Annotated in this window: 25 protein-coding genes and 1 pseudogene; 14 read left to right on the top strand and 12 right to left on the bottom strand. The window is 37.5% G+C overall.

Features of this window, described 5'->3' with window-relative positions; all coding sequences use genetic code 11:
- Position 1: 1 nt before the first annotated feature.
- Positions 2 to 613, bottom strand: a complete 612-nt coding sequence (locus tag B7C41_RS02315; RefSeq protein ID WP_085297137.1) for a MotA/TolQ/ExbB proton channel family protein — start codon at positions 611 to 613, stop codon at positions 2 to 4.
- Positions 614 to 734: 121 nt separating this feature from the next.
- Positions 735 to 1406, bottom strand: coding sequence for a response regulator transcription factor (locus tag B7C41_RS02310; RefSeq protein ID WP_085297136.1), 672 nt, complete (start codon positions 1404 to 1406; stop codon positions 735 to 737).
- Positions 1407 to 1556: 150 nt separating this feature from the next.
- On the opposite strand from B7C41_RS02310, the gene B7C41_RS02305 reads away from it, so the two are divergent.
- On the top strand, positions 1557 to 2090 hold the full coding sequence (locus tag B7C41_RS02305; RefSeq protein WP_085297135.1) for a PepSY-associated TM helix domain-containing protein: 534 nt from the start codon (positions 1557 to 1559) through the stop codon (positions 2088 to 2090).
- Positions 2091 to 2094: 4 nt separating this feature from the next.
- Positions 2095 to 2583 carry a DUF2271 domain-containing protein gene (locus tag B7C41_RS02300; protein WP_085297134.1) on the top strand — a complete coding sequence of 163 codons (489 nt, stop codon included), beginning with the start codon at positions 2095 to 2097 and terminating at the stop codon, positions 2581 to 2583.
- On the opposite strand, the gene B7C41_RS02295 is transcribed toward B7C41_RS02300, so the two are convergent.
- Positions 2567 to 2803 (bottom strand): DUF2798 domain-containing protein, encoded by a 237-nt coding sequence (locus tag B7C41_RS02295; protein WP_085297133.1) that lies wholly within the window; start codon positions 2801 to 2803, stop codon positions 2567 to 2569. The two genes, B7C41_RS02300 and B7C41_RS02295, sit on opposite strands and share 17 nt — an antisense overlap.
- Before the next feature lie 135 nt (positions 2804 to 2938).
- On the opposite strand from B7C41_RS02295, the gene B7C41_RS02290 reads away from it, so the two are divergent.
- Together B7C41_RS02290 and B7C41_RS02285 are read left to right on the top strand one after the other, a co-directional pair.
- Entirely contained in the window at positions 2939 to 3742 is an 804-nt protein-coding gene (locus B7C41_RS02290; protein ID WP_085297132.1) for a DUF4198 domain-containing protein, read from the top strand.
- A gap of 277 nt (positions 3743 to 4019) precedes the next feature.
- On the top strand, positions 4020 to 6068 hold the full coding sequence (locus B7C41_RS02285; RefSeq protein WP_085297131.1) for a TonB-dependent receptor domain-containing protein: 2049 nt from the start codon (positions 4020 to 4022) through the stop codon (positions 6066 to 6068).
- Positions 6069 to 6173: 105 nt separating this feature from the next.
- On the opposite strand, the gene B7C41_RS02280 is transcribed toward B7C41_RS02285, so the two are convergent.
- On the bottom strand, positions 6174 to 6896 hold the full coding sequence (locus B7C41_RS02280) for a type 2 periplasmic-binding domain-containing protein (protein WP_158089071.1): 723 nt from the start codon (positions 6894 to 6896) through the stop codon (positions 6174 to 6176).
- 122 nt (positions 6897 to 7018) lie between these two features.
- A complete protein-coding gene (locus tag B7C41_RS02275; RefSeq protein ID WP_085297129.1) occupies positions 7019 to 7921 on the bottom strand; it encodes a porin in 903 nt (300 codons plus the stop codon).
- 265 nt (positions 7922 to 8186) lie between these two features.
- Between B7C41_RS02275 and B7C41_RS20485 the strand changes: the two genes are divergently transcribed.
- The gene (locus tag B7C41_RS20485; RefSeq protein WP_268875389.1) at positions 8187 to 8315 is read left to right on the top strand and encodes a hypothetical protein; all 129 of its coding nucleotides are present in this window, start codon (positions 8187 to 8189) and stop codon (positions 8313 to 8315) included.
- A 34-nt stretch (positions 8316 to 8349) separates the two neighbouring features.
- Here B7C41_RS20485 and B7C41_RS02270 read toward each other — a convergent pair whose 3' ends face one another.
- The 4 genes from B7C41_RS02270 to B7C41_RS20020 all read right to left on the bottom strand — a co-directional run bounded on the left by B7C41_RS02270 (position 8350) and on the right by B7C41_RS20020 (position 10957).
- Positions 8350 to 8619, bottom strand: a complete 270-nt coding sequence (locus tag B7C41_RS02270) for a DUF3325 domain-containing protein (protein ID WP_085297128.1) — start codon at positions 8617 to 8619, stop codon at positions 8350 to 8352.
- Complete coding sequence (locus B7C41_RS02265) at positions 8613 to 10127, bottom strand: PepSY-associated TM helix domain-containing protein (RefSeq protein WP_085297127.1); 1515 nt, start codon at positions 10125 to 10127, stop codon at positions 8613 to 8615. Before B7C41_RS02265 ends, B7C41_RS02270 begins: the two co-directional genes overlap by 7 nt.
- Positions 10121 to 10417 carry a hypothetical protein gene (locus B7C41_RS02260; RefSeq protein WP_085297126.1) on the bottom strand — a complete coding sequence of 99 codons (297 nt, stop codon included), beginning with the start codon at positions 10415 to 10417 and terminating at the stop codon, positions 10121 to 10123. The genes B7C41_RS02265 and B7C41_RS02260 overlap by 7 nt, the downstream gene beginning before the upstream one ends.
- Before the next feature lie 291 nt (positions 10418 to 10708).
- Positions 10709 to 10957 (bottom strand): hypothetical protein, encoded by a 249-nt coding sequence (locus B7C41_RS20020; RefSeq protein ID WP_143764265.1) that lies wholly within the window; start codon positions 10955 to 10957, stop codon positions 10709 to 10711.
- Positions 10958 to 11574: 617 nt separating this feature from the next.
- Between B7C41_RS20020 and B7C41_RS02255 the strand changes: the two genes are divergently transcribed.
- Together B7C41_RS02255 and B7C41_RS20645 are read left to right on the top strand one after the other, a co-directional pair.
- The gene (locus B7C41_RS02255; RefSeq protein ID WP_085297125.1) at positions 11575 to 12543 is read left to right on the top strand and encodes a c-type cytochrome; all 969 of its coding nucleotides are present in this window, start codon (positions 11575 to 11577) and stop codon (positions 12541 to 12543) included.
- A 110-nt stretch (positions 12544 to 12653) separates the two neighbouring features.
- Positions 12654 to 12973 (top strand): annotated as a pseudogene (locus tag B7C41_RS20645) (TMEM175 family protein).
- Positions 12974 to 13306: 333 nt separating this feature from the next.
- Here the strand turns inward: B7C41_RS20645 and B7C41_RS02235 are convergent.
- Positions 13307 to 14380, bottom strand: coding sequence for a cytochrome-c peroxidase (locus tag B7C41_RS02235; protein ID WP_158089070.1), 1074 nt, complete (start codon positions 14378 to 14380; stop codon positions 13307 to 13309).
- 146 nt (positions 14381 to 14526) lie between these two features.
- Positions 14527 to 14901, bottom strand: coding sequence for a GtrA family protein (locus B7C41_RS02230; protein WP_085297121.1), 375 nt, complete (start codon positions 14899 to 14901; stop codon positions 14527 to 14529).
- Positions 14902 to 15035: 134 nt separating this feature from the next.
- Between B7C41_RS02230 and B7C41_RS02225 the strand changes: the two genes are divergently transcribed.
- The 5 genes from B7C41_RS02225 to B7C41_RS02205 all read left to right on the top strand — a co-directional run bounded on the left by B7C41_RS02225 (position 15036) and on the right by B7C41_RS02205 (position 21044).
- A complete protein-coding gene (locus B7C41_RS02225; protein ID WP_085297120.1) occupies positions 15036 to 16034 on the top strand; it encodes a glycosyltransferase family 2 protein in 999 nt (332 codons plus the stop codon).
- Complete coding sequence (locus B7C41_RS02220; protein ID WP_085297119.1) at positions 16027 to 17460, top strand: ArnT family glycosyltransferase; 1434 nt, start codon at positions 16027 to 16029, stop codon at positions 17458 to 17460. Before B7C41_RS02225 ends, B7C41_RS02220 begins: the two co-directional genes overlap by 8 nt.
- A 24-nt stretch (positions 17461 to 17484) precedes the next feature.
- Positions 17485 to 18159 (top strand): response regulator transcription factor, encoded by a 675-nt coding sequence (locus B7C41_RS02215; RefSeq protein WP_085297118.1) that lies wholly within the window; start codon positions 17485 to 17487, stop codon positions 18157 to 18159.
- Complete coding sequence (locus tag B7C41_RS02210) at positions 18156 to 19415, top strand: sensor histidine kinase (RefSeq protein WP_085297117.1); 1260 nt, start codon at positions 18156 to 18158, stop codon at positions 19413 to 19415. Before B7C41_RS02215 ends, B7C41_RS02210 begins: the two co-directional genes overlap by 4 nt.
- A gap of 171 nt (positions 19416 to 19586) precedes the next feature.
- Positions 19587 to 21044: an NAD-dependent succinate-semialdehyde dehydrogenase gene (locus tag B7C41_RS02205; protein WP_085297116.1), complete on the top strand. Its 1458-nt coding sequence runs from the start codon at positions 19587 to 19589 to the stop codon at positions 21042 to 21044.
- A 112-nt stretch (positions 21045 to 21156) separates the two neighbouring features.
- Here the strand turns inward: B7C41_RS02205 and B7C41_RS02200 are convergent, their stop codons facing one another.
- A complete protein-coding gene (locus B7C41_RS02200; protein WP_085297115.1) occupies positions 21157 to 22401 on the bottom strand; it encodes a bifunctional alpha/beta hydrolase/OsmC family protein in 1245 nt (414 codons plus the stop codon).
- Between the two features lie 238 nt (positions 22402 to 22639).
- Here B7C41_RS02200 and B7C41_RS02195 point away from each other — a divergent pair, with 238 nt between their 5' ends.
- Together B7C41_RS02195 and B7C41_RS02190 are read left to right on the top strand one after the other, a co-directional pair.
- Positions 22640 to 23860, top strand: coding sequence for a M24 family metallopeptidase (locus B7C41_RS02195; RefSeq protein ID WP_085297114.1), 1221 nt, complete (start codon positions 22640 to 22642; stop codon positions 23858 to 23860).
- A 155-nt stretch (positions 23861 to 24015) separates the two neighbouring features.
- Entirely contained in the window at positions 24016 to 24567 is a 552-nt protein-coding gene (locus tag B7C41_RS02190) for a septation protein A (RefSeq protein ID WP_085297113.1), read from the top strand.
- Positions 24568 to 24604 lie beyond the last annotated feature (37 nt).

Below are 24604 nucleotides of genomic sequence, written 5' to 3'. Positions count from 1 at the left end.
ATTACCACTGAACTCTGATCGATATCTCTGTTAATACCGTTTCAATTTGACGTTGTGCTTTGGCTAACATGCGCTCATAAAGGTGCCACAGAGATAATGCCGGTAAGGCAACAATAAGGCCTGCTGCGGTTGTTAATAACGCTTGGGATATACCCGCCGACAAAATACTTGGATCAACTTGCATACCTGAACTTTTTAACTGGTCAAAAGCGTTTATCATGCCAAGTACTGTACCTAAAAGCCCCAGTAGAGGGGCAGTCATACTGATCACTTCAAGGGCTTTTAACCCACCACGCATTTGTTCTATTTTATTGGTAGCGTATTGCTCCATCACCACTTCAAAATCATCTTTGTTGCCATGATTTTTTGACTGTATCAGCGCATAGTTTGTGATCTCATTTAAAAGGTATACATCACTGTGTTTTTCGCTATGAGTTTGCAACAGTGTTCCGGTATTCAATCTTTCTAACCACAGCGTGTAGTAACGGCTATTAGCGACGCCAAACCAGATAAACTGTGCCAGTTTATAAGTGGCAATTGATACTGAAATGACAGAAAGTGCGATCAGCACCCATAAGCTCCATCCGCCTTGGTCTACCCATTGAGGGATCATATTATCTCCTGATAAATATACTTTGTTTTGTTGTGATGATATTCATAAATCTTTGTTATCAGACTTATTTTTAAATACTAACAGCCTAAGGAAGTTGGCCTGAAAAAGTCAGTTTCATTTGTTAAATTTGATGAATGAGGTGATATCCTTGCCCATAAACCGTATCAATAACAGGCTGTCGAAAAGGTTTTTCGAGTGCCATACGTAATCGATAAATATGTGTTCTCAAAGGAGAGCTTGCCGGTGAGTCTTCTCCCCAAATTTCTTGTTCAAGCATTTGGCGAGATACAACATTGGGGTAATGTTGAACAAGTACTTTTAAAATATTCATTTGTAAGAAATGCAGTTTGACGGTGATTTCATTACAAGTAACGGTTCTTAAATTATAGTCAATTTCAATATTTGCTACGATTTGCTTACCGATATCCCGGCGTGGTCCACGTAACGATAAAGCCTTAATTCTGCAATGTAGCTCTTCATTTGACAGCGGCTTAACAATAAAGTCATCAGCGCCCGCTCTAAAAGCTGCTATTTTGTCTTGCACAACATCTTCTTCGCCAAGAAATATAATCGGTGTGCTAATAAAAAGTTCATTACGGATTTTATGACATAGCATTAAGCTATGTAGTTTAGGGATTTGGTTATTTATAATAATAACATCATATTTATTTTTCGATGCCAGTTCAAAACCAGCAATGCCATTAAAGGCGAAGTCAACCTCAACATGATGAGTCGACAAATAGCTACCAATTAATTCGGCACTATTCGAGTTGTTTTCAATGAGCAAGATCATATCTAAATGCAAACAATTATCAATATTAATACTGTTTGATTATAATACTTAGTGCGATGTCTAATAAATGTCAACCTGCTATGATCTAGTCAAATTGATCATTGGGTGAATTTGTTAATGCTATAGTGCGCTTTTTAATTAGTAAGCACGATGAAAATAAAGAATAAACACCTTCGTAAAATCCATATTTATTGCTCCTTGTTTTGTTGCACCTTATTATTAATTTTTTCATTAACGGGGATCACACTAAATCATCGTTCAACATTCGAAGGAAAGCCAAGTCAAACTCTTAATGAACATAAGCTTGACGCTATTAATAAAGCTACAATTAGCGTAGCTTTAAGCATTAATAACATTTCACTCAATGATGATGAACTTAAACGTTTAATATCAATGCAAGAGCTGTCTCTAGCAAGCCCAGGGAAAAGACTTGAAGTATATATAGAAGATAAAAAATTGTTTATTGAAGCGAGTGACTTTGGTTTTATCAGTCAACTAAATGAACTGCATCAAGGACGTTATACCAGTGTTATTTGGACAGTCGTTTCTGATTTAACTGCACTCATTTTTATATTTATTGCCGTCACTGGCGTTTGGTTAAGCTTAAGAGACAATAAACAACGCCGTAATTATTTATATTTTTTATCAGTAAGTCTAATTACCTTTATATTATTCATGGAGTAAAGCATTGAGAACAACACCGAGTTTATGCATCATTTTATTATCTGCAATACTGCTTAATGGCAAGTTATCAGCTAAAGAGCACGCTTTGATACAACAGAAGGTCATTGTTCAGATCGAACTTCCTGCTTTTGAGAAAAAACACCAAAATCCTTACTTCGCCCTTTGGTTAAGTAGAGCAAACAATGAAAATAAAGCCTTAGTCGTCGTAAGACAAAAAGTAAAATGGTTAAGAGATTTAAAAAAGTTTTGGCGTAGTATTGCCCGAGAAAATCGTGCTGAGAGTGATGCGGTGACCGGAGCAACAAACAAAAAAAAGAAATTTAACTATGAGTTTATCCTTGACGAACCTTGGGATAGCATATCCCTTGAAGTGGCAAGGGAACATGGTAAAAAGGAAGTAATAAGTCTGCCTATATCAATCGAAAAGAAATGTTCAACCGGTAAGCTTGAAATAGAAAATATTTGTGTGCAAATAACTAACCATCAACGTTAGGTAATATTTTTTTGACTAGGTATTGTACAACAGGGCGCATAAAAAATGCCGTAGGGAAAGCGATTGGCCAACCAAATTTAAAAGCATTAAGCCACGCAAGTAAAAAGGTGCTGTCAATCGCGCTAGCATGTGCAGCGCTAATGCTGCCGCTCATGACCAATGCCATAAGAAATGACATTAACCCAGCATTCAGTAATTTAAATTTTAATTGATTACTCATTTTTATCTTTAGGTAAGTTATCTATAACACCATCATAAATAGTACAGTGTCTAAAACTTGTCATGAAAAAGTGACAATTAAGTGACTACCTTTGAGTAATAATGAAAATTACTATTATTTAAAGGAAGTCATTTAATGAAAAAAGTTATATTAGCTAGTATGTTAGCCACCACTTGTGCATCTGTTCACGCTCACGACATCTGGATAAAAGCCGATACTCATGAAATTAATAGCGAAGAACAAAAAGTATTTGCGTTAGATGTATCTCGTTCAGGCCAAGCATATGTTGCTGAATCAAATCATGAAGTTAAGAGTCTTAAAATGACTTCACCAAAAGGTACATCAACAACGTTAAATGCTGATTATTCAGGTAAGGTCAAAGAAGTTTTTGAAGTAGAGTTTAAGGAATCTGGTACTTATCATTTCGAAAGCCCAATGACACAAGTATTTCTTTCATTCTATTTTGATGAAGCGGGCAAAGAGCATAAAATTAGAATGCCAAAAACGGAATATCATACCTTACCTAAAGGTTCTAAGCCTGAGAAAACCGTAGAAAAGAGAATAATTACAGAAACATACGTTACCTACAATGGTTTTAGCGACGTAAAGCAAACCAGTAAAGATGGTTTACAAATTGTATTAATGCAACACCCTAACAAATTAAGAGCAGGAAAGCCGTTTAGCTTTAAGCTTACTTATAATGGCCAACCTATACCAGAAGCTGAAGTTGCGTTGAAAAGCCTAAATGAATTTTATTACCAAGACAGCGATAAAGTTGAAGTTAACTTAACAGCAAAAGATAAAGGCCTGGTTACTTTTAATGCAAAGTATCCAGGACGCTATCTAATAGGTGTTGAATTTGAGGAAGAGCTTAAAAATGATGCTAAAGCTGATTTTAGATCGATTGAAAAATTCTTAACATTTGAGATCACTCAATAATCACAATGTAAAGTCCAAATAGGCGTGGGCTATGTTAGCCCGCGTCATCCCCTTCTTACGCTAAGTACCAATATTAACAAATCTGCTTATAGCGATTAAATTAATTCTTCTCCTTTTTTAATGCTAATCCTCTAGTTATCCTTTTTTCTCATGCAGAAATAGCTCATATACGGCATGTTTTTGGAAACTTTCCCCTCTAAATACATCCATGTGACAATTAGAACACATACTCTAAAGTATAATAGTTCTCATTTGCAACACCATTTAGGGAATTCACATGAAAACATCAAAAGTATCATTAGCTGTTTGCTTAGCTTTGAGCAGTCAATTAGCGATAGCAGCAGACGAAGATAAATACTTACTTGATAGCATTACTGTTATTGCAAGTGACTCAGAAGAAAGTAAACAAGATTCCGTTAGAGCGCCGCAAGCAACTTCAACGGTTAATGAAGCAACAATTAAAAACATGGCAAGCAAGAACGTGCCTGCTGCGTTACGTATTATTCCAAATGTTGATATTTTGGGTGGCCCAACGCCAACCAGTGAAAACATTTCAATTCGTGGTTTGCCGCAATCGCACGCTTATGTGGCTATTGATGGTATTTATCAAAGTTACTATGCAACTAAAAAAGGCAGTTGGCAATTAAACCCTAACTTTGTTAAAAACATCAAGGTTACGGCTGGCCCTACTTCAGGTGCTGCTGCGGGTAAAATAACGATTGAAACGCTTTCTGCACTTGATTTATTAAAAAATGATGAAACTTTTGGCGCTAAAGTTGATTTAGGTTACCGCAGTAACAATGCACAAAAAGATTACGGCTTATCTTTGTACGGTAAAGCAGATACGCTTGATTACTTAGTTGCAGGCCAAACAAGTGATCGCGATGGCTACGAAATAGGTGGCGGCGGCGTTAATGAAAGAACGCGTGGCGACCAAACGTCTGGCCTTATTAAAGTAGGTAACCAATTCAGTGCCGATCAACGTTTAGTATTTACCTTAAACTATGATGATAGCCGCTCTTTTCAAGTAAGAAACGATATTGGTTTCCGTGACTCTAAGTATACTGGTAGCTCATTAGTGTGGACTGACGCGGCAAGTAATAATGATTTAGTCGATTTACAAGCATCACTGTACTTAAACAATGTTGATTCATTCACGTGGGAAGATGAAGGAGACAACGAAGAAGGTATTCAAGATATTCAAGATGAGAGCTGGGGTTATAGCGTAGGTAACAATTCATTAACTGACTTTGGTTTATTACACTACGGTACTTCAGGTCACTTTACAACGCATACTGGCGCAATAATTAAAAGTGATTCTACCACAGGTGAAATCATTGAAGATGAAAGCGCGGCTAGTGAAGCATCAAGTAAAACCCGTAAACTTGCTGGTTGGGTTAACCTTCAACTACCTGTTGGTGAATCGTTTGAAGTGATCCCTGGCATTCGTTATGACTCATTTTATGTTGAGTCATCAAATGCTATTGGTTTAGATGGTGAAGCATTATTAAGAGATGGCCGTACTGAAACGCGTACCTCTAAATCACTAAATGTTATTTATAACGCCACTGATGAAATCAAATTCTTTGCTTCATATGCAGAAGCGATTAATAACCCTCGTGATGGTGAGTTATTTACCTCAGGCCGTGGCTTTAAGCCTAACCCAGAGTTAAAGTCTGAACGTGCTGATAACAAAGAGCTAGGTGTAGTTTTTGATTACCAAAGTGTTTTTGCGAATAACGATTCTTTAGTAACACGATTCAATATCTTCCAAAATGATATCAAAGACTTTATTACTGATATCTACAGTGTTGATTGGCCAGATGGTGAAAAAGTTAATATTGGTCAAGCGAAATTAAAAGGCTTTGAGATAACATCAAGTTATTTACTAGGTGATTTCGACTTCTCTGCTAGCTACGGTAGAACTCGCGGTACAGATACCAATACAGGTTGGTATTTACAAAGCATGCCATCTGATAAGATTAACCTTGTCAGTAACTACACAGTCAACGAGGAGTTAATTATTGGTACTAGTGCAACATTTTCATTCACACATAATAATGTACCGACAGAGCAACTTATTGAAGGTGGTGGCAGCGAAACAATTCCAGCTGAAGGCTCAGAATCTTGGTTTACCATGGATATTTTCGGTACTTACGAGCCGAAAGCTGTTGACGGCCTAACGGTTAAACTATCTGCAACAAATCTATTTGATCAAAGCTATGCACGACGCCTTGAATATGAAAGAAATGGCGATCTTAGCAATCCGATTGAGTTTTATGAAGAAGGTCGTAGTGTTAACTTAAATGTAAGTTATGCGTTCTAGTTTGTTAACATAACAATATTTCATAAATGACCACTGTTTTAGTTACTTTTTAACAGTGGTCATTAATTTTCAACAGCTGTTCATCCCTCTTTTTATATTCATTTCTTATGCTGGATTTCGTAAAATACAGTCTTTAACATTCGCATTAAATATAATTAGAAACTCTGGATTACGTTGAATAAACGCTTGCGAAAAAAACACATATTGTGTTCTTTTATATGCTTGGGCTATCGTGTAACGACTATTTTGCTGATCGGTATTGTAATCATTTAAACTTTCTTTTGACGCTAGCACCTTGTGCAATCTGCCTAGATTTAACATAGTAAAAAGTGCGCGTTGATCGTTAACTTCATGTATTTCTATCGCTTGCTTTTTAGCCCATCGAAAAGCATTGGTTCCTCTAACAGCTCCTACCTTTATATGATTAAGTAAACCTTCGCTAAAGTCATGATTTTTAAGTGATACCCAACATATATAACCTTCATTGATTGCCTGTGATTTAACAAAACTCAGTTCTCGTTTCGCATTGCTCGAGCCAGGAAAGAAGCCTTGCACTATATTTTCTTTCACACTAGCTTGTGCCCTTAACCAGGGATACTCCATAATTTCAACGTTATAATTCATCTTTTTCAATGAACAAATAACACGCTTATATACATGTTCTGACGATTTAGCAATATTATAAGGAGAGTGAGTTCGCATCGCTAACTTGATGGTTTTAAAGCCAGTATCAGCATATACATTTACGCAAGGAAAAAGGCTCGCAAACAACATAAAACTCAATAGAGTTTGTACAACTATCTGCTTACCCCCGAATAATATAAACATGACTTTACCTAAAACTGTCGTGATAATGATATTTAAAATAACAACTATAGCACTCCTGTCATTCATTTAAAGAGGATTTCGACTTAGTGCTTGCAACAATATTAAAACCAGTGAGCAAGGCCTCAACCTAGACTATGCTTGGACTTTTTATGCGCATTTTCAGTTCGTGAGGTATAAAAAAAATATAAGGTCGTTGCCTCGGCGAGTTTGTGATCCCAACCTAATGAAAACAGTTCGCGCCCTTTGGATAAAGTGTCGGAGGCAGCAAATTGAACTTTAAACTTATGGTCTTCAAATCGGTATGAAAAACTAACCATATAGCCACTTGATGTATGATAATTTTCAGTCGACTTTTGCCATAACATTCCCAATTGCATTGCTTGTAAACTGTATTGCAACGTCAGTCGAGTATTGTCTATTCCTGCGATATTTATATCGTTTGCAAGTCCTAAGAAAAGCCCTTGGTCAAGATAAGTGAAAGCAATAGAGCTTGGTTGAGCAGACGAGTGGCTGTTGTTTTTTTTAGCGCTTGCCATCATATTAAATTGCAGACGACCAAAATATGCTGGTGAAATGTAATGAGCCGTATTATTTAATCTCTGATCACCTGTGAATGCGTGCTTAATATCGCCATCAAGCGAATTAAACAAATCAACTTTATTTTGTGACACTTTTAACGAAGTATTTTTTCGACCTATCAAGAAGCTCCCCCAGTTGCCTTTTATACCGACATATTGATCACGCGATTTTACCTTCTTATCGGCTCTTCCTGTCATATCGACTTTCCAGCCAAAATGATAAAAAAAGCTCAGCTCCTCTGTCACGACTTTTTGACTTTTCAAACCCAAGCGTGATCCATGACTTCTGGTTTGCCATACACTTTGTGGCTTATTTTCATCGTTAATATGGCTATGACTGAGATTGATTTTTGCAAAAAAGATCGAATCATCACTTTGGCATTGTGCAATATGCGGCAAAAATAATAGCAATAATGCGTAAAAAACATTGTTTAAGCCAAGTCGCATGCATCTACTTTTGTCATGTGGATTACTTATTTAGCATAGCATTTAACCGTGCTACTATTATTTTATCGGCCCTATTTGGGCTAAATAGCTCTTCTAGCAATTAAAAAGCTCCCGCCAGCAATTTCGCTTGATCTAAAGTAACAACCTTAGAACACGTAAAATAATAGCGGTAGCCAAACTAGTTGAATAGGAAAAGCGAGGAAGCTAGCACAAGATGATAAATTGCATCTTCAAGTGGGACGGAGATAATTCCAGCAGCCCTCATATGTCTAAGCGACTTGAAGTTCAACGTTCAAACCGCTTGGAATTGAATTATACCCACGGCGTATTAATGACGATATTATCTAGCCAATACTACAAAATAATATCAGCTAGTATTAATGTTACCGCTTAGCCAGTTTATCTATCATTTATATCCAGTTTAAAAGTTAACGCTTAACGTTTCTAACACTATGCAGCCCAGCAACGATGACAATGTTAAGACCTAGCAGTAAAGTCCAATACACTATCATTAGTGGCCGCGGAGATAACTCTGTTAATAACACTATTGAAAGCGCTAAGAACAACCACCCAGTGACGGTTAACATTCTATCTTCACGTACACTGAGCACGCGTTTAAAAAAACTCTTAAAGTGCTTATGCATAGCCAATGATAAACTTATCAGGCCAATTAATTGCACAACATACATCATTAACATTGTTGCTTACCTTTTAGGTAACGGTAGATACTTGTACATAGTATGCCGGTAGTAATAAAGATCAGATTGACACTTAAGTAATTAATATTAGCATGACTCAAAGCCTGCATAATAAAGCGTGAATCAATCAAAAAGTCTGCTATAGGTAAGGCAAAAAAACCAATGGCTAATATCAATAATAACGGTTGGTATTTACCTCGAGTTTCACCGATATTACTATACGCTATCACCGTAAGCCAAATGCTAAAAAACGCCACTAACTCTAGTATGTCACGATCTTCAGTCTGAGCAGGAATTAATCGGTTAGCATAGAAATAGGCCATTATTGCCAGCGGTAATCCCACTAACACACTCACATTTAGTCGTTCGACTAGTGCATGACCGCGATGGATGTTTTTTACTTTTTCAAGCCGTTTTGTTAGCCAGAGAATTAACCCTGATGCAATTAAAAATGTCCCTGCTGAGCCCATTAAAAATAAAATGAAGCGCATCAACACGGGTGCATATTCAGCTTCATGTAGCCCTGTTAACACGCGTTCAAAAGCCAATGAAAAGTTATCATTGTCATCATAACTCGCCAATAATTCACCGCTGTTTGCTGAAAACACTAATTCCTTGGCTTTATTCGTTAAGGTATTTTCATCGAGGCTGATAACAGAAATAACACCCGCTTTATCAAATGGATAAGTAAATAAAATTTCTTTAATTTTACCTTCCCCCCAATGCTCATTAACCACAGCAACTATCACACTAAAATCAGTAATAGGCTTAGCCACTATGCCTGATGGCTTAGGATCCTGCAGGCGCGCTGATATCGCGGAAGTAAGCTCACGCTTACCTTTATCAAAGTGATATTCCATGCTCCAAGGCGTAACTGTATCATTGTTCATGACGACGCCACTAAAACAAATAATAGAGAAAAAAGGCAGAGTAATAATCCCAACAACGGCATGGACATCACTAAGCGCTTGCGATAATCGTTTGAAGCGCATAGTAAAAAAATCTTTGAAAAAACGACGATGAGTGAATATTCCGCTAAACAGTGCTACTAACATAAACATGGCGACGATAACCACGATAACTTTACCGACATCATCAAGTAACAGTGTGTAATGAATGTCTGTAAAAAAATCAGCACCTTCAGTCTCTCGCGGCGTTATGCTTTCTAAAGTGTCAACGTCTAGCACCATGACAGTACGAGTACGCCTACTTCCACGCCCCGTACGATCAGCCATACTGATTTTAAATTCATTACTTCGGGCAAAAGGAAGCTTAATACTCCAATGCTTTTTATCCTGTCCATTAACATGTAATAAAGCTAACGCTTGATTCACATGATCTGGCGCAGAAGCTTTGCTACCATATTCAGGCTGCATCCACTGCGTGATTTCTGTATTATAAAAACTAAGAGTCCCGGTTAAAAAAACAGTAAAGCAGAGCCAACCAAGTACTAAACTTGAGTAGGTGTGCAGCCAGATCATTGTACGTCTAAAGTCGCTCTTTACCATTGAAGCAGGCTCCCACTAATTAGTACAGCATAAATCAAGCTATTGATTACAAAAAAGATAAAGACATTCCGCCACGCACGTTGCGGGCTACTAGCACAAAAGGCTAAAACGGCAAAGGTGATGTAGATAAAGTAACTCAGGTTGGTCGCCAACAATACCGCTTCACTTTTAGGTAAAGCAAATAAAAACGCGATTATTGTGGCAAGAGAAAAACTACTGATAACACAGCACATATAACCGCCTACTATTGCAGCAAGCGTACGAACGGCAATATTTTTTTGATAATTCATATTACGTCTTATAAAAGGTCAATTGTAAATCAAAGGTCAATTATAAAAGGTCTAATGTGTCACAATTATCACAATCGCTAAGTAATGTTATACAGAAAAATAACAAAAAAACGAAATGACCTTAATGGTCATCTCGCTCGTATGTTACTGCTGTACTTAAAAGTTGTAACTTACATTAATGTCCATAGAACGTGGCTCACTCGGTAAAATATCAACATAGCGCATTCCCGCTTGCGCATGATTTGCATCAAGTAAATTACGCATACTTAACGTGGCGGTTATGTTATCAACCTAATAACGAGCACCAATATCAAATTCAACATATGAAGGTAAGGTTAAGCCTTTAGTGTGATCACTACCGCCGCCAACGTTGCGTTCGCCTTCATAACGAACACCTAAATTTAAACTCAAATTCGTGTCATATTGATATTCGTTAAACAAGGCGATGGCATTTTTAGGTGTACCACTTACCTGCTGACCTAAATATTGTCCCTGTGTATAGCTTGCATAGACATTGCCGATGAAGTAATAGCAATACAAAGAGAAGATAATTTAAATAGCGGGGTGTGACTCGTTGATTTTACATTCAACATAGCGGCCTCAGTTAGTGTAAGTTAATAAAGTAACTTCGTAGAAAAATTAAGAAGTTACGTAGCGGCATTATTGAATTTCCACAATACTTACAAATATTGAAAGCGACTCCCGCCAAAAATAGTGCGAATGCCCATTGTTGTCATTAGCACTATTAAGATGTTTTTTAATTCAACAATAGAATAAGCAAAAAAACTCTCAACCTATTGATATTTAATTATATATTTTAATTTTCTTGTCACATTACAAGACATAAACATGATGATTTCAGCATAATGTAATCACCATTGTTAATGATTAATTATAACCAAACGCAAAAATTAGTGTAAAGGTGTAATAAAAATCACATCGAGTTGTATCGCTATTTAATTCATTAAAAGTTTAAATGTTAATCGCGATAAATTTTCAGAAACAAAATATTTTGATGTTTATTCTCACCGGTATTGCTCATTGGCTTAAGCCAATTGCTATTATCTGTTTTAAGCATTAACTTTGTAGTAGACATTTAAATGACATTGTTTAGCGTATTGTCTATATAAGAATTAATAAAAGTAGGTAAATTATTTATGAGTATGCACAAAATATATGGTGGGCTGATGCTAGGCGCTATGTTGACCTCCTCTGTATACGCAGATAATAAAATATTGGGCGCACCTTCGTGGTCTACGCCCGAGCGTGGTGTAAGTTTAGAAAGTAGCGCTGTCGTTAAAGCGAATGCAACAACTTCATTCAACGTTGTTGGCAGTTCACAGCATTATACGCAGCAAGAAATTGATGATAAATTTAGTGCACCAGATTGGTTCCCAAGCCAACACGAAGCAATGCCGAGTATTGTTAAATCAGGTAAAGCTCCAAAGGTATGGGCTTGTGCCTCTTGTCACTTAGCTTCAGGGGCTGGTCACCCTGAGTCAGCAACTCTTTCAGGGCTTAGCAGCCAATATATTCAATCACAGATGAATGCCTTTTCTGATGGTACACGACTTGACTATTCAGGTCATATGAACCGTATGTCTGCCGTATTAACAAAAGATGAAATAACAGCCGTGAGCGATTGGTTTGCAACTCTTACTTCCAAAAAAGTGACTGACGTAGTTGAGGTGGCACAGGTGCCAAAAACCTACCTTGATGATACCCGTATGCGACTCAAAGGGTTACCAGCTGAAATGGAAGACATTGCCGGTAGAATTATTGAAATTCCTGCTGATTTAGAGAAAGTAAAAAAGCGTCACCCTGAAAGTAGCTTCATTAGCTATGTACCCCAAGGTAGCATAGCGCGTGGTAAAAACTTGGTAACAACAGGTGGAGGAAAAACTATTCCGTGTGCAAGTTGCCATGGTGCAGATTTAACTGGCAGTACTATTGGCCCTGCAATAACTGGAAATTTTGCCAGTTATACCGTGCGCCAACTGCATGGTTTTAAAGGCGGCACTCGCAAAGGTGGACAATCTGCGCTTATGCTCGGTGTCGTTGGCGCATTAACCGATAATGATATTGTTGATATTTCAGCTTACCTGACGTCGCTACCGGTAAATTAAACACAAGGTCAACAATGGATGAAGCAATCACGGATAAGTAGTTTAATATCACAGCCACCTAATTAGTCACTACTTCTCGGTGAGCATATTCATCAAACAAACGAAACTGGATATTTTATAATTGTTCGCATAAGTTAAATAAGAGATACGATGAAAAGTTCAAGATTAGAGCATTTAACGATGCCGTAATTGCTATTATTACCATCATGGTATTAGAGTTTGATTTACCAAAAGAACCAACAATAGCAGGTTTGATGAGCATACTGTCGGTAATACTAGGTTATTTGATGAGTTTTTATACATAGGTAGTTATTGGAATAACCATCAGCACCTTTTTCAAGGCACAAAGGTTATTAATGGCAAGGTGTTATGGGCAAATCTTAACTTCCTTTTTTGGCTATCGCTACTTCCGTTTTTACTATATGGTTAGAAGGCGGAACAGAAGCTGTACCACTGGCCGCTTATGGTTTCACCTCATTGATGTGCGGTATTTCATCGCCTTTTTTTCGATTGTGTATCATGCACGTAAATAGCTATGAAAGACAAGAGTGTAAAAGAATAAAAGCCGCCATCTCAATCATTACTTATTTTGTCGCTATTGTTTGCTCTTTTTACGCACCTTTCATTGCCATGCTATGCTATGTATCAGTACCATTAATGTGGTTAAAACCCAGTGATGAGATACCGCTAGCTGTACAAAATAACAATTAGACATGTTAAGTTGCGACTCCTCTTTAAGTAGCAACTTATTCGTTACCTTAATTTAGTCGATATCTCCGCCTACCGTTAAACCGCTAGGAACAATGCCAGGTTTTCCTTGGTATACATTATTACTATCAAGTGTTCTTAAGAATACTTGAATATCATTAAAGTCATCATCATCGATATCGACCTCAATATCACCTCTGTTTTCATAAGCAGCAATAGCATCGATTAATCTCGCACTTGATCCATCATGCATATAGGGGGCTGTCGCAGATATATTTCTTAAGCTCGGCGTACGAACGACGACATCATCAATGATAGCTTCCCCCAGATGTATTTCATTATCAGACAGCATTGGGCCAGAATGACAGCGAGCACAACCACCATCAATAAACTTATTGAGACCGATTATTTCTTGCTGATTAAAAGCCGCTTGATTACCCGCCATAAAGTCATCGAATCGAGTATTCGGAGTAATAATTTTCCGTTCAAAACTCGCAAGCGCTTTTGCGATATTTTGACTATTGATGGCGTCACTTGTGGTAAATGCTTGCTCGAATAATTCTACATATTCGGGTACAGCTTGCAGCCTAGCTACTATCTCTGCCATGATATCTTGCTCGTCAATATTGTAACCGAGCATTTCAACTGGGTTTTTAATCGGCCCAACCGCTTGCTCTTCTAAGGTACTCGCTCTTAAGTCCCAGAAATAACCTCCTGATATAAAGTCATCAGTCAAATCAGTGTTACCCACACCAGTAAATGCAACATTCATAATCGTAGGAGAATGAATAGGAGTTACTTCTTGTCCATATCTTGCTGGCCCCAACCCAATACCATCAGAGCCGATAGAGAATGCTCTGCCATCAGCCCAACCAAAATCAGGATGATGGCATGAAGCACATGAAGTGTTTTTATCGCCAGAAAGTAAAGGGTCCCAAAACAATAACTCACCAAGTTGCTCTCTTGCTTTATTATAAGGATTACTATTCGGGTAAATTGATACGGTAGGCAATGGAGTAAATATTGCTGAGTAGTCTCTTATCTGATTATCAGCACCTACTCCGCCTCCTCCACAACTAACAATACTGATGCATACAATGGGAGCTAGAGAGAATTTTAATAGTTTCATAAGCGAATACCTCATTATTTTAAATCGGAAAATGCTCACTCGATGATGAGTTAAGCAATAAGATTTTGGCTAAGGTCTTGTCTATAAAGTGTCTAAGCTATATGAAGTTTCATATCAGAGTCTGCTATTTAAAGAGATAATAATGGTTAGTTTTGATTGTTGACAAAAACAAATCGATTGGCAAAAAAATAATTACTGAACAAACCGGCAATAATGCCGAAACAAAATGCTACCGGCATAGCAATATGATCTTTTGTGCTCCAAAATATGATTAAGTTTATTCCGCCAGAAAAGTGCGCAATTAGCATATGCTTGTACCATTGGTATATAACATCTGTAAATTGCTGATGCTTATAAGTGTAAATACGATTACCAAACCAAGTAACGCTAACAGCTATCCAAAATGATAGTAATCTAGCCAACATTATATTGTTCGTTACTTCATTTAACAGTAAAAAAAATATGCTATCAACTACGAACCCTAAACCACCTATCAAACAAAACTTTTTAAATTGTTGCATAACTGCCTAAACCAAAAATCATCATATTGAACAGAGTCTACCTAGACTGTGGTCTACAAATTGTCACTTCACATTGACTTTTTTTAGACCTTACTGATTTTAAACTAGTTGCGGAATAAATTTTGGAGATATAAATGCAACTTGTAAACCCACAGCTATCCATAAAAAATGAAATAACTTTAAGTATCATTGTCCCAGTTTACAATGAGCAGGAAATGCTACCTGTATTTCACCATCATTTAGCAAAAGTATTAAGTACTCAACCAGAGTCCACTTTTGAGATCGTTTATATTAATGATGGTAGTACTGATAACAGCTGGAATACCATGCTTAATTTAACCAGTCATTACGCCAACATTGAATGTATAAATTTAAGCCGAAACTTTGGCAAAGAAGCGGCAATGACCGCTGGAATTGATCATGCGAAAGGCCAAGTAATTATTTTATTGGATGCTGATTTACAAGATCCCCCTGAACTCATTCCTAAAATGTTAGCTGCATGGCGTCAAGGTTTTGATGTGGTCAATATGAAACGTAGCACAAGGTTAGGAGAGTCTAAGTTTAAACGCTGGTCAGCGCATGTTTATTATCGCTTACTTGACTATTTATCTGATGTGCCACTTCAAAAAGATGTCGGTGACTTCAGATTAATTAGTCGACGAGTAATAGAAGATATCAAACAACTGTCAGAACGAAGTCGCTACATGAAAGGTATTCTTTCTTGGCCTGGTTATAAACAAACCACGATTAGTTTTGAGCGTCCAGAGCGAGTTGCCGGTGAAACTAAGTGGTCATTTATACAATTGGTTAAATTAGGATTATCTGGCATTACCGCATTTAGTGTAAAGCCCTTAAGGATTGCTACTTGGGCTGGTGCGCTCATTTCAGCTTCTGCTTTTCTATACGGATTTTGGATCGTAGTTAAAACGCTTATTTTTGGTGAAGTCGTCGCCGGCTATCCTTCTATGATGTTAATTCAATTATTTTTAGGTGGCGTACAACTACTAGCCATAGGTATCTTAGGCGAATATGTCGGCCGTATTTATGCAGAAGCCAAAGCGCGTCCAATATACTTAATTATGGATAAAGAAAAAAGCAGTATGATCAATTCAATGGAAAAGAAACATGGTTAATGTAAATAACAATGAGGTACCAAGCTCACTATTATACTGGGCGGCTTTACTTATTTTGTCTTTAATTGCTACGCGTTTAATTTCGCTAGGGTTATTCCCACTCTACGATACAACAGAAGCAAGATATAGTGAAATAGCGCGTATAATGCTGGAAACAAATAATTGGGTAACCCCTCAGTTTGATTACAACATTCCCTTTTGGGGTAAGCCCCCCTTTCAAACATGGATAAGTGCGTTGAGTTTTTCTTGGCTCGGTATTAACGAATTCAGTGCGCGTTTGCCACACTTCATCTGTGGCTTAATAACATGTGCCTTAATTTTTCGTTTTACTCAGTCGTTAACCAATAAAAACACCGCTATTTATGCCTTGTTAATCATTACCTCAAGCCTTGGATTTATTCTAGCTATTGGCATGGTCATGACGGATAGTGCTCTATTAATGGCAAATACTTTAGCTATGGTCAGCTATTGGCAGTGTTACAGTAAAAGCGATAAGATATTTTATGGGCATTTATTTTTTTTCGCTTTAGCCTTAGGCATGTTGATTAAAGGCCCTGTCGCGATTGTGTTTATTGTTTTATCTTTACTTTGTTGGAGCTTATGGCAAGGCAATTTTAAAGAAGCAATAAAACGATTACCTTGGTTAACTGGCATGTGCTTATTTCTGTTATTGACCCTACCTTGGTATATCTGGGCTGAAATTCGTACACCAGGATTTATAGAGTACTTTATTCTTGGTGAGCATATACAACGCTTTCTTGTTTCAGGTTGGCAAGGTGACTTATACGGCACTGCACATGTAAAACCTAGAGGCATAATTTGGTTATATTGGCTAATTTGTGCCAGTCCATGGTCGTTTGTTGCATTAAGCCTGCTAGTGAAAAAATATCGTGGTATTGAATTGCCTCACAACCCAAGCCGAATATTAGGCATTAATAAATATTTAATTTGTTGGATGATATCGCCATTATTACTTTTTACTATGGCTGGTAATATTTTACCTATTTATGTACTTCCAGGTTTTAGTGCTTTAGCTGTTCTCGTTGCCATAAATAGCAATTGGACGAGGACAAGTAACTATTTTGCATTAATTTCATTAGTACTATTAGGCATCGTTATCGTAATATTAAATTCTGGTGCAATGGACAAAAAAACGGAAGCTAAATTACTTGGCGTTGATCGTAGCTTTTCGCAGAATAGTCAGCTTTATTATTGGAATAAACGACCATTTAGTGCACAATTTTACTCCAAAGGTCAAGCGCAATTACTTAATAGTACTGATGAGCTACAACGGATGTTAACAGCTAATGAAAGGTTTTTAATTGCCATCAAAAACAATGAGTTTGACAACTTGAAAAATATGTTAGCAACCGCCTGTGTACTTAAAAAACAGACTGAAGTACGAATGCTGTTACAGTGTAATTAAATTATTAATATAAGAGGCTTTATTTTGAAAATTCTCCTAGTAGAAGATTGCCAGAATGTCGCAGAAGTTATTTTTGATTATTTTGAAGCGTCTGATATCAGTTTAGACTACGCGGCTACCGGCACCTTAGGGTTGGCATTAGCCCAGTCACAAAAATTTGACTGTATTATTCTCGATATCATGTTGCCTGGAATGGATGGGCTTAGTGTTTGTCAGCAACTTAGATCAGAGGGAAATAACACCCCAATTATAATGCTAACGGCTCGAGATACAGATAGTGATATGTTGTCTGGACTTCGCCAAGGCGCTGATGACTATATTATCAAACCTTTTAATTTAGAAGTATTGGAAGCTCGTATTCATAGTCTTATTCGTCGCAATTCTGGTACGGGCTTTGTCAACCAAATAACCTCTGGCCCTATTATGCTAGATATAAACACTCATCAGGTTTGGCGCGGTAAAAATGAATTAAAACTAACCCCCATTGGTTTTAAAATACTAAAAATTTTAGTGCATAAGGCACCTAATGTGGTCTCCCGTCAAGAAATCGAAGATGTACTTTGGCCTGATGATCTGCCAGACCAAGATATATTGCGCAAGCATGTTTATCAGCTTCGTAACAAGGTAGATACTCCATTTACTGAAAATATTATAGAAACAGTTCCTAAACTCGGTTACCGATTGGCTGTACAACAATGATTAATACCAAACCGATGAGTAGTAAAATAATCCAAGTCTATTTGCGTGGCATAATAGTCTTATTAATCTTTTATGGTGCAATTTTCTATCACACAATTTTATATACCGAAAATCAAAATAGCGAGCGACGATTGGCACTAGTGGCACCATATCACTTTAAGCTATTCAGCCAGAGTAGTGCAGGAGAAATCAAGATTGATCCTATGCTGACAATTTACGATCAATACGACATATTACCTTCATTAATTAAACGAAGGCTAAATAAAGATTGGCAAGGTAGTATCAGTTTTCATTTTGAAGATGATAGTGAATACGGTGTCTATGCTCAGCAAGTGATGACCAAAAAAGGATTAGCTATTGCATATGCAATAGAAGATGTAGATGCCATTGAATGGGATGATATGAGCTTCGCTCTCTTTCAATTGGTAATATTTTCCCTTGCTTTACTTATTTTCGTAATTTCCGTTATTGTCAGTATTAAAATGGCAAGACGCATCAGTGAGCCATTTTCAAACTTAACTGAGCAGTTAAAAAATAATAATGAAAGCTATGCGCCCTTATCTCTTGATGGAGAATTATCACTTGAGCTAGTACAAATGCTCACAGGCATCAATACTTATCGCAGTAGAATTCAAGATGCCTTCATAAGAGAAAAAGCGTTCACACGTTATGTAAGTCATGAATTACGGACGCCAATGACTGTAATTCGTGGCGCTATTAGCGTCCTACGTTTGCAAAAAAACGAAAAAGCCGAAAAACAGTATAACCGTATTGATGTTGCAATTGTTGAAATGGAGCAGCTAATTCATACTTTCCTCTTACTAGCGAGAGATGAGAACCTATTAGGTTTGAACACTACTGTATCAGATGAATACATTAGCAACTTATTAATCGATATTGAGCCGACAATACAAGCCAATCAAGTTAAATTTCATCAACAAGTCCAATGTGAATTTAATCTAAGTGCCCAACCTTTGCTTTTTTCTGCAATAATTAAAAATTTATTAAAAAATGCTGTTAATTGCACCGTAGGAGGAAATGTTGATTTATTCATTTCTCCTCAAAGAATTGATGTCATTGATAATGGCGTAGGCCTTGACGCAAAACCTCGTGGCTATGAAGGATTTGGCATAGGCCTTAATATTGTTCGTGATATTTGTGAAAAATATCAATGGCAATTTAGTATTGAAAATAATTCAGGTGACGGTTGCACAGCATCAGTGATTTTTAATTTTATTAACGATGAAAACAGTTAGTTTTATACTATTTTTGCTTTAGAGTTATATAAAATACTTACCCTAACTGTTATATGACTACCAGTAATTTTTAAAACAATGTTAAAGCGAAAAAGTTGATTTACATCAGCAATTTTATAACCTACTAGTATAAAACCCGCCTCTCTTTGTCGCAGGATTAAGGAAAATATTTTGTATAAAATTAAAGACCAAGCATTGATAAAAACCTGTTCATATATTGCGGGTAATTGGCAAAGCAGTCAGACATCATTTGACGTATTGAACCCAGCCACAGGCGAAACAGTTGCGCAGGTAAGTGATGCTAGTGTTGAAGAAGCTACACTTGCAGTTGCCGCAGCCAACAAAGCTTTTAAAGCTTGGTCAGCGTTGCCAGCACACGAGCGAGCGAAGCTTTTACGCAATTGGTTTAATTTAATGATGGAACATCAAGATGATCTTGCTCGTATACTGACGCTTGAGCAAGGCAAGCCTTTAGCTGAAGCAAAGGGTGAAATTGCCTATGGCGCTGGTTTTATTGAATGGTTTGCTGAAGAAGGCAAACGTGTTTATGGTGATACCATACCAAGTCTATCACCTAATCAAAAAGTAATTGTTACTAAACAAGCCGTTGGTGTCGTTGCCTCGATTACGCCATGGAATTTCCCCAATGCCATGATCACCCGTAAAGCTGCCGCAGCACTTGCTGCTGGTTGTACTTTTGTTGTTCGTCCTGCGACTCAAACCCCATTATCTGCATTAGCGATGGCAGAATTAGCAGAGCGTGCAGGCATTCCTGCGGGTGTGTTTAACGTAGTAGTTGGGGAAGACGCTGTTGGTATTGGCCAAGTACTTACTACTCACCCTGATATCGCCAAATTTACCTTTACCGGCTCAACCGCGGTAGGAAAAATTCTTATCAAACAATGTGCTTCAACGGTTAAGAAAGTTTCTATGGAGCTAGGTGGCAACGCGCCTTTCATTGTTTTTAATGATGCGGACATTGATGAAGCAGTTAAAGGCGCAATAATTTCTAAATATAGAAATGCTGGCCAAACTTGTGTTTGCACCAACCGTATTTTTGTTCAAAAAGAGGTACTGGCAAGCTTTACTGAAAGATTTGCTGTCGCGGTTAAAAATTTACAAGTTGGCAATGGCATAGAAGACGACATACAAATAGGCCCAATGATTTCTAGCACTGCTGTCGACGGCGTTATAAAACTGGTCGATGATTCTATTAGCCAAGGCGCTATTTTACATACCGGAGGCAATCGACACCATGCGGGCAGCCATTTTTATCAACCAACAGTATTAACCAATGTAACACCCGATATGTCCGTAGCACGTAATGAGATATTTGGCCCCGTTTCACCAATTATCTCTTTTGATAGTGAAGATGAAGTGATTGCCATGGCAAACAACACCGAATATGGCTTAGCTGCTTATTTTTATGCTCGTGATATTGGCCGCGTATGGCGTGTTGCCCAAGCCCTTGAATATGGCATGATAGGTATTAATGAAAGTATCATATCAAATGTTGCTGCACCATTTGGCGGCGTAAAGCAATCTGGCAGTGGCAGAGAAGGCTCAAAATACGGCTTGGACGATTACTTAGAAATTAAATATCTTTGTATGGGTGGCATTAGTCAATAAAGAATCACTAAGTAATACCAAATAGATGAGTAAAGAGGCTAATTATATAAGCGAATACTCTAATCAGAACATTCGCTGTGTTTTATTTTATGGCTTTAGTTATAAAATAAAGCTAGTTAAGCAACTGACTAACTACGGTGACATTATTATGTAGCGTTTTATGTACAGGACATTTGTCAGCAATTTCTAAAAATCGTGCTTTTTGAGCTATATCTAATTCTCCTTCATAACTAATTTCTCGCACTATCGCTTCAATACCATCACTTTGATTTTCACACTGCTGACAGTCTTGCTGATAATTTCGACTATGTGTCAACTCAACTTTAATATGCTTAATGGGTAAATTTTTACGTACAGCATACATGCGTAATGTCATTGCCGTGCATGCCCCTAATCCGGCAAGCAAATGTTCATAAGGATCGGGGCCCATATTATTGCCACCAACATTTGTCGGTTCATCAGCAAGCCAATAATGACTATTGGTACTAACATGTTGAGTGAACTTATGGTTCTTCTCTTCGACTAGCACATGCCCTTTCGCAACATTATTTTTAACTCCAGTAGTGTTTTCACTGTCGGTATGATTTGAAGCAACATGATTTTCCTGAGAGTCAATATAACGCCCTGACCACGCGGCAATAACATCAGCAGCGTACTCCGCATCACGTTTGTTAGTTAGTAGATGATCGGCATCATCTAAACTAACAAAGCTTTTTGGATGTAAGGCTGCTTGATATATTTTTTCGGCTTCACTTATTTTTACCGTACTATCGATTGGCGAATGCATAACTAAAAGCGCTTTTCTTAACTGTCCGATATGACTGGTATCATAACGTTTAATATCATCTAAAAATTGCTTTTCTATCGTAAACACACGTCCCGCTAAATTAACTTCCGCTTTGCCATTTTGTTCTATATCGTCAAGTTGTAAGGCAAAGTTATGAGCAACATGTGCAGCATCTGATGGTGCACCAATGGTGACTACCGCCATTGCTTCTTCAACGTGTTGAGCAACACCCAATACAGCGGCGCCACCTAAGCTATGACCTATTAGCAATCGAGGCGCTTTATATTCTGTGCGAAGAAAGTCAGCAGCCGCAATTAAATCCTGAATATTTGATGAGAAATTACTATTAGCAAAGTCACCATCGCTATTACCTAACCCCGTAAAATCAAATCTTAATACCGCGATGCCCTTACTGACCAACGCCCGACTAATACGTGATGCCGCGGCAATGTCTTTGCCACAAGTAAAGCAATGAGCGAATAGGGCATAAAACTTAACATCCGACTCAGGACTTTCAAGTAAGCCACTTAATTTATGTTCTCCGCTAACAAATTCTACTTTTTCGCGCATATAAAAAGATCCTTAATTGTAAATTATAGTAATAATTTGGCTTGTCTTACGTAGTTTCATATCTGACCGACAAGCTATGAGATAAATTTCCTTATTATCATTCTAGGCTACATTAATCGAGCCAAGGTTTTACTTAGATAACAAATTAATCCAACGAAATTGAATTAATCACTTACTTTTTACAGGTTTTTGTATAAAATATACAACTTAGCTTTTTAAGTACTTTAAAGGAACAAATATGACCATAGGTGTTGGCGGCTCTACCGCAGAAGTTGAACTAAATAAATTAGTCAATATGACTCAAAACGTGCAGGCAATCAGTCAGGCTGAATTCAACCAACGTATTGCCAAAGCACAAGCCATCATGGTTGAGAATAATATTGCTGCCACCTATGTAAATGCCGGAACTAATCTCGCTTATTTTACGGGTACTCGTTGGTACGCTAGCGAGCGTATGGTAGGTGCTATTATCCCAAAAGAAGGAGATATAACATATATCAGTCCTTTCTTTGAAGTAAGCACTTTAAGTCAATACATGACTATTAAGGGTGATATTAAAGGCTGGCAAGAACACGAAAGTCCTTATCAACTATTTAAAGAAGCTTTAAACGATTACGGTATTCATTCAGGTACAGTGGCGATAGACGAGTCTACCGCTTTCTTTGTTGCTGACGGTATTAAAAACGCAGCACCTGAATTTGAATTAATTGATGCAAAAGCGATAACCGCAGGCTGTCGCGCCATAAAATCTGATGCTGAAATAGCTTTATTACAACAAGCAAAAGATATGACTATTGAAGTACATAAAGCGGTTGCTCGCATTTTGCGTGTTGGTATTTCCACCCAAGAAGTGACTAACTTTATCGATCAAGCGCACCGCACAGTGGGCGCTCCTGCTGGCTCATATTTTTGTATCGTACTTTTTGGTGAAGACTCTTCTTATCCACATGGTGTTAAATCACCAAAAGTACTGGAAGAAGACGATATTGTATTAATTGATACTGGTTGTCAGATTGAGGGATATAACTCAGACATTACCCGCACTTATGTTTACGGCGAGCCAAATCAACGCCAACGTGATATGTGGTTAGTTGAAAAATTAGCGCAAAAAGCCGCTTTCGATGCTGCTAACATTGGTGTGCCTTGTGGTGATGTAGATGTAGCGGCAAGAGATTATTTGGCAAGTCAACATATGGGGCCAGATTATGAAACGCCTGGTTGTCCACATAGAACGGGTCATGGTATTGGTTTAGACATTCATGAATGGCCGTATTTAGTGCGCAGTGATAGAACGCCACTAGCAAAAGGCATGTGTTTCTCAAATGAGCCAATGCTGGTGCTACCAAATGAGTTTGGTGTTCGTTTGGAGGATCACTTCTACATGACAGATTCTGGTGCTAAATGGTTTACAGAGCCTTCTTATTCTATTGATGACCCATTTGGTTACGAGCAAGTTTAAGCCAAATTAAGGGCGTTAAACATATCTAAAGCCAGTATTAACTGACTTACTAACACTGGCTTTTAAAAACTATTACACTTTTCATTGTTAAATAGTTTGGCGTATGGCCTAGCTTTGGATAGAATTCAGTTATTGTAATTTTAGAACTTGAACCTATGCATGCTTTTTTAGAATATATCCCTTTAGTCATTTTTTTTGTTTTCTATAAATTTGCCGATATTTATTGGGCGACAGGTTCACTGATTGTTGCCTCAGCCATTCAAATTTCTTATTACTTAATAAAAAAGCAACCAGTACCCAAAAGAAATCTTGTTTTCTTTGGCCTAATTGCTGTTTTTGGCGGCCTGACTATCTATTTACACGACGATACATTCTTAAAGTGGAAGGTCACTATTATTCAAGGCTTTTTCGCCATTGCACTTATTGTTAGTCAAAAACTATTTAATAAAAACATAATCAAAGAGTTTTTAGGTGAAGCACTAACCTTACCAGAAGAAATTTGGAATAAACTTAATCTTTCTTGGGCAATATTTTTTGCTACTTGCGGTCTACTTAATTGGTATATTGCTTTTAACTTTAGCTTAGAGACTTGGGTTAATTTTAAAGTATTCGGTTTAACGGCATTAACCTTTGTTTTTGCTATTGGTTCAGTATTATCTTTACACAAATACATGCCAGATGACCCAGAAGAAGAAAAGAAAGAATAACTGACCACGTACCATTCGTCGTTTTTAATAAAAGAAT

Origin of the sequence: Cognaticolwellia mytili, assembly GCF_002104475.1 — a bacterium.
GTDB lineage: Bacteria > Pseudomonadota > Gammaproteobacteria > Enterobacterales > Alteromonadaceae > Cognaticolwellia > Cognaticolwellia mytili.
Note: the sequence above shows the minus strand (reverse complement) of the source record. Positions and strands in the feature narration are given on the sequence as shown.

Coding starts and splice junctions, on each gene's coding strand:
- B7C41_RS02315 (WP_085297137.1), bottom strand. CDS start 613: ATGATCCCTCAATGGGTAGACCAAGGCGGATGGAGCTTATGGGTGCTG.
- B7C41_RS02310 (WP_085297136.1), bottom strand. CDS start 1,406: ATGATCTTGCTCATTGAAAACAACTCGAATAGTGCCGAATTAATTGGT.
- B7C41_RS02305 (WP_085297135.1), top strand. CDS start 1,557: ATGAAAATAAAGAATAAACACCTTCGTAAAATCCATATTTATTGCTCC.
- B7C41_RS02295 (WP_085297133.1), bottom strand. CDS start 2,803: ATGAGTAATCAATTAAAATTTAAATTACTGAATGCTGGGTTAATGTCA.
- B7C41_RS02290 (WP_085297132.1), top strand. CDS start 2,939: ATGAAAAAAGTTATATTAGCTAGTATGTTAGCCACCACTTGTGCATCT.
- B7C41_RS02285 (WP_085297131.1), top strand. CDS start 4,020: ATGAAAACATCAAAAGTATCATTAGCTGTTTGCTTAGCTTTGAGCAGT.
- B7C41_RS02280 (WP_158089071.1), bottom strand. CDS start 6,896: ATGTTTATATTATTCGGGGGTAAGCAGATAGTTGTACAAACTCTATTG.
- B7C41_RS02275 (WP_085297129.1), bottom strand. CDS start 7,921: ATGCGACTTGGCTTAAACAATGTTTTTTACGCATTATTGCTATTATTT.
- B7C41_RS20485 (WP_268875389.1), top strand. CDS start 8,187: ATGTCTAAGCGACTTGAAGTTCAACGTTCAAACCGCTTGGAATTGAAT.
- B7C41_RS02270 (WP_085297128.1), bottom strand. CDS start 8,619: ATGTTAATGATGTATGTTGTGCAATTAATTGGCCTGATAAGTTTATCA.
- B7C41_RS02265 (WP_085297127.1), bottom strand. CDS start 10,127: ATGGTAAAGAGCGACTTTAGACGTACAATGATCTGGCTGCACACCTAC.
- B7C41_RS02260 (WP_085297126.1), bottom strand. CDS start 10,417: ATGAATTATCAAAAAAATATTGCCGTTCGTACGCTTGCTGCAATAGTA.
- B7C41_RS02255 (WP_085297125.1), top strand. CDS start 11,575: ATGAGTATGCACAAAATATATGGTGGGCTGATGCTAGGCGCTATGTTG.
- B7C41_RS02235 (WP_158089070.1), bottom strand. CDS start 14,380: ATGAAACTATTAAAATTCTCTCTAGCTCCCATTGTATGCATCAGTATT.
- B7C41_RS02230 (WP_085297121.1), bottom strand. CDS start 14,901: ATGCAACAATTTAAAAAGTTTTGTTTGATAGGTGGTTTAGGGTTCGTA.
- B7C41_RS02225 (WP_085297120.1), top strand. CDS start 15,036: ATGCAACTTGTAAACCCACAGCTATCCATAAAAAATGAAATAACTTTA.
- B7C41_RS02220 (WP_085297119.1), top strand. CDS start 16,027: ATGGTTAATGTAAATAACAATGAGGTACCAAGCTCACTATTATACTGG.
- B7C41_RS02210 (WP_085297117.1), top strand. CDS start 18,156: ATGATTAATACCAAACCGATGAGTAGTAAAATAATCCAAGTCTATTTG.
- B7C41_RS02200 (WP_085297115.1), bottom strand. CDS start 22,401: ATGCGCGAAAAAGTAGAATTTGTTAGCGGAGAACATAAATTAAGTGGC.
- B7C41_RS02195 (WP_085297114.1), top strand. CDS start 22,640: ATGACCATAGGTGTTGGCGGCTCTACCGCAGAAGTTGAACTAAATAAA.
- B7C41_RS02190 (WP_085297113.1), top strand. CDS start 24,016: ATGCATGCTTTTTTAGAATATATCCCTTTAGTCATTTTTTTTGTTTTC.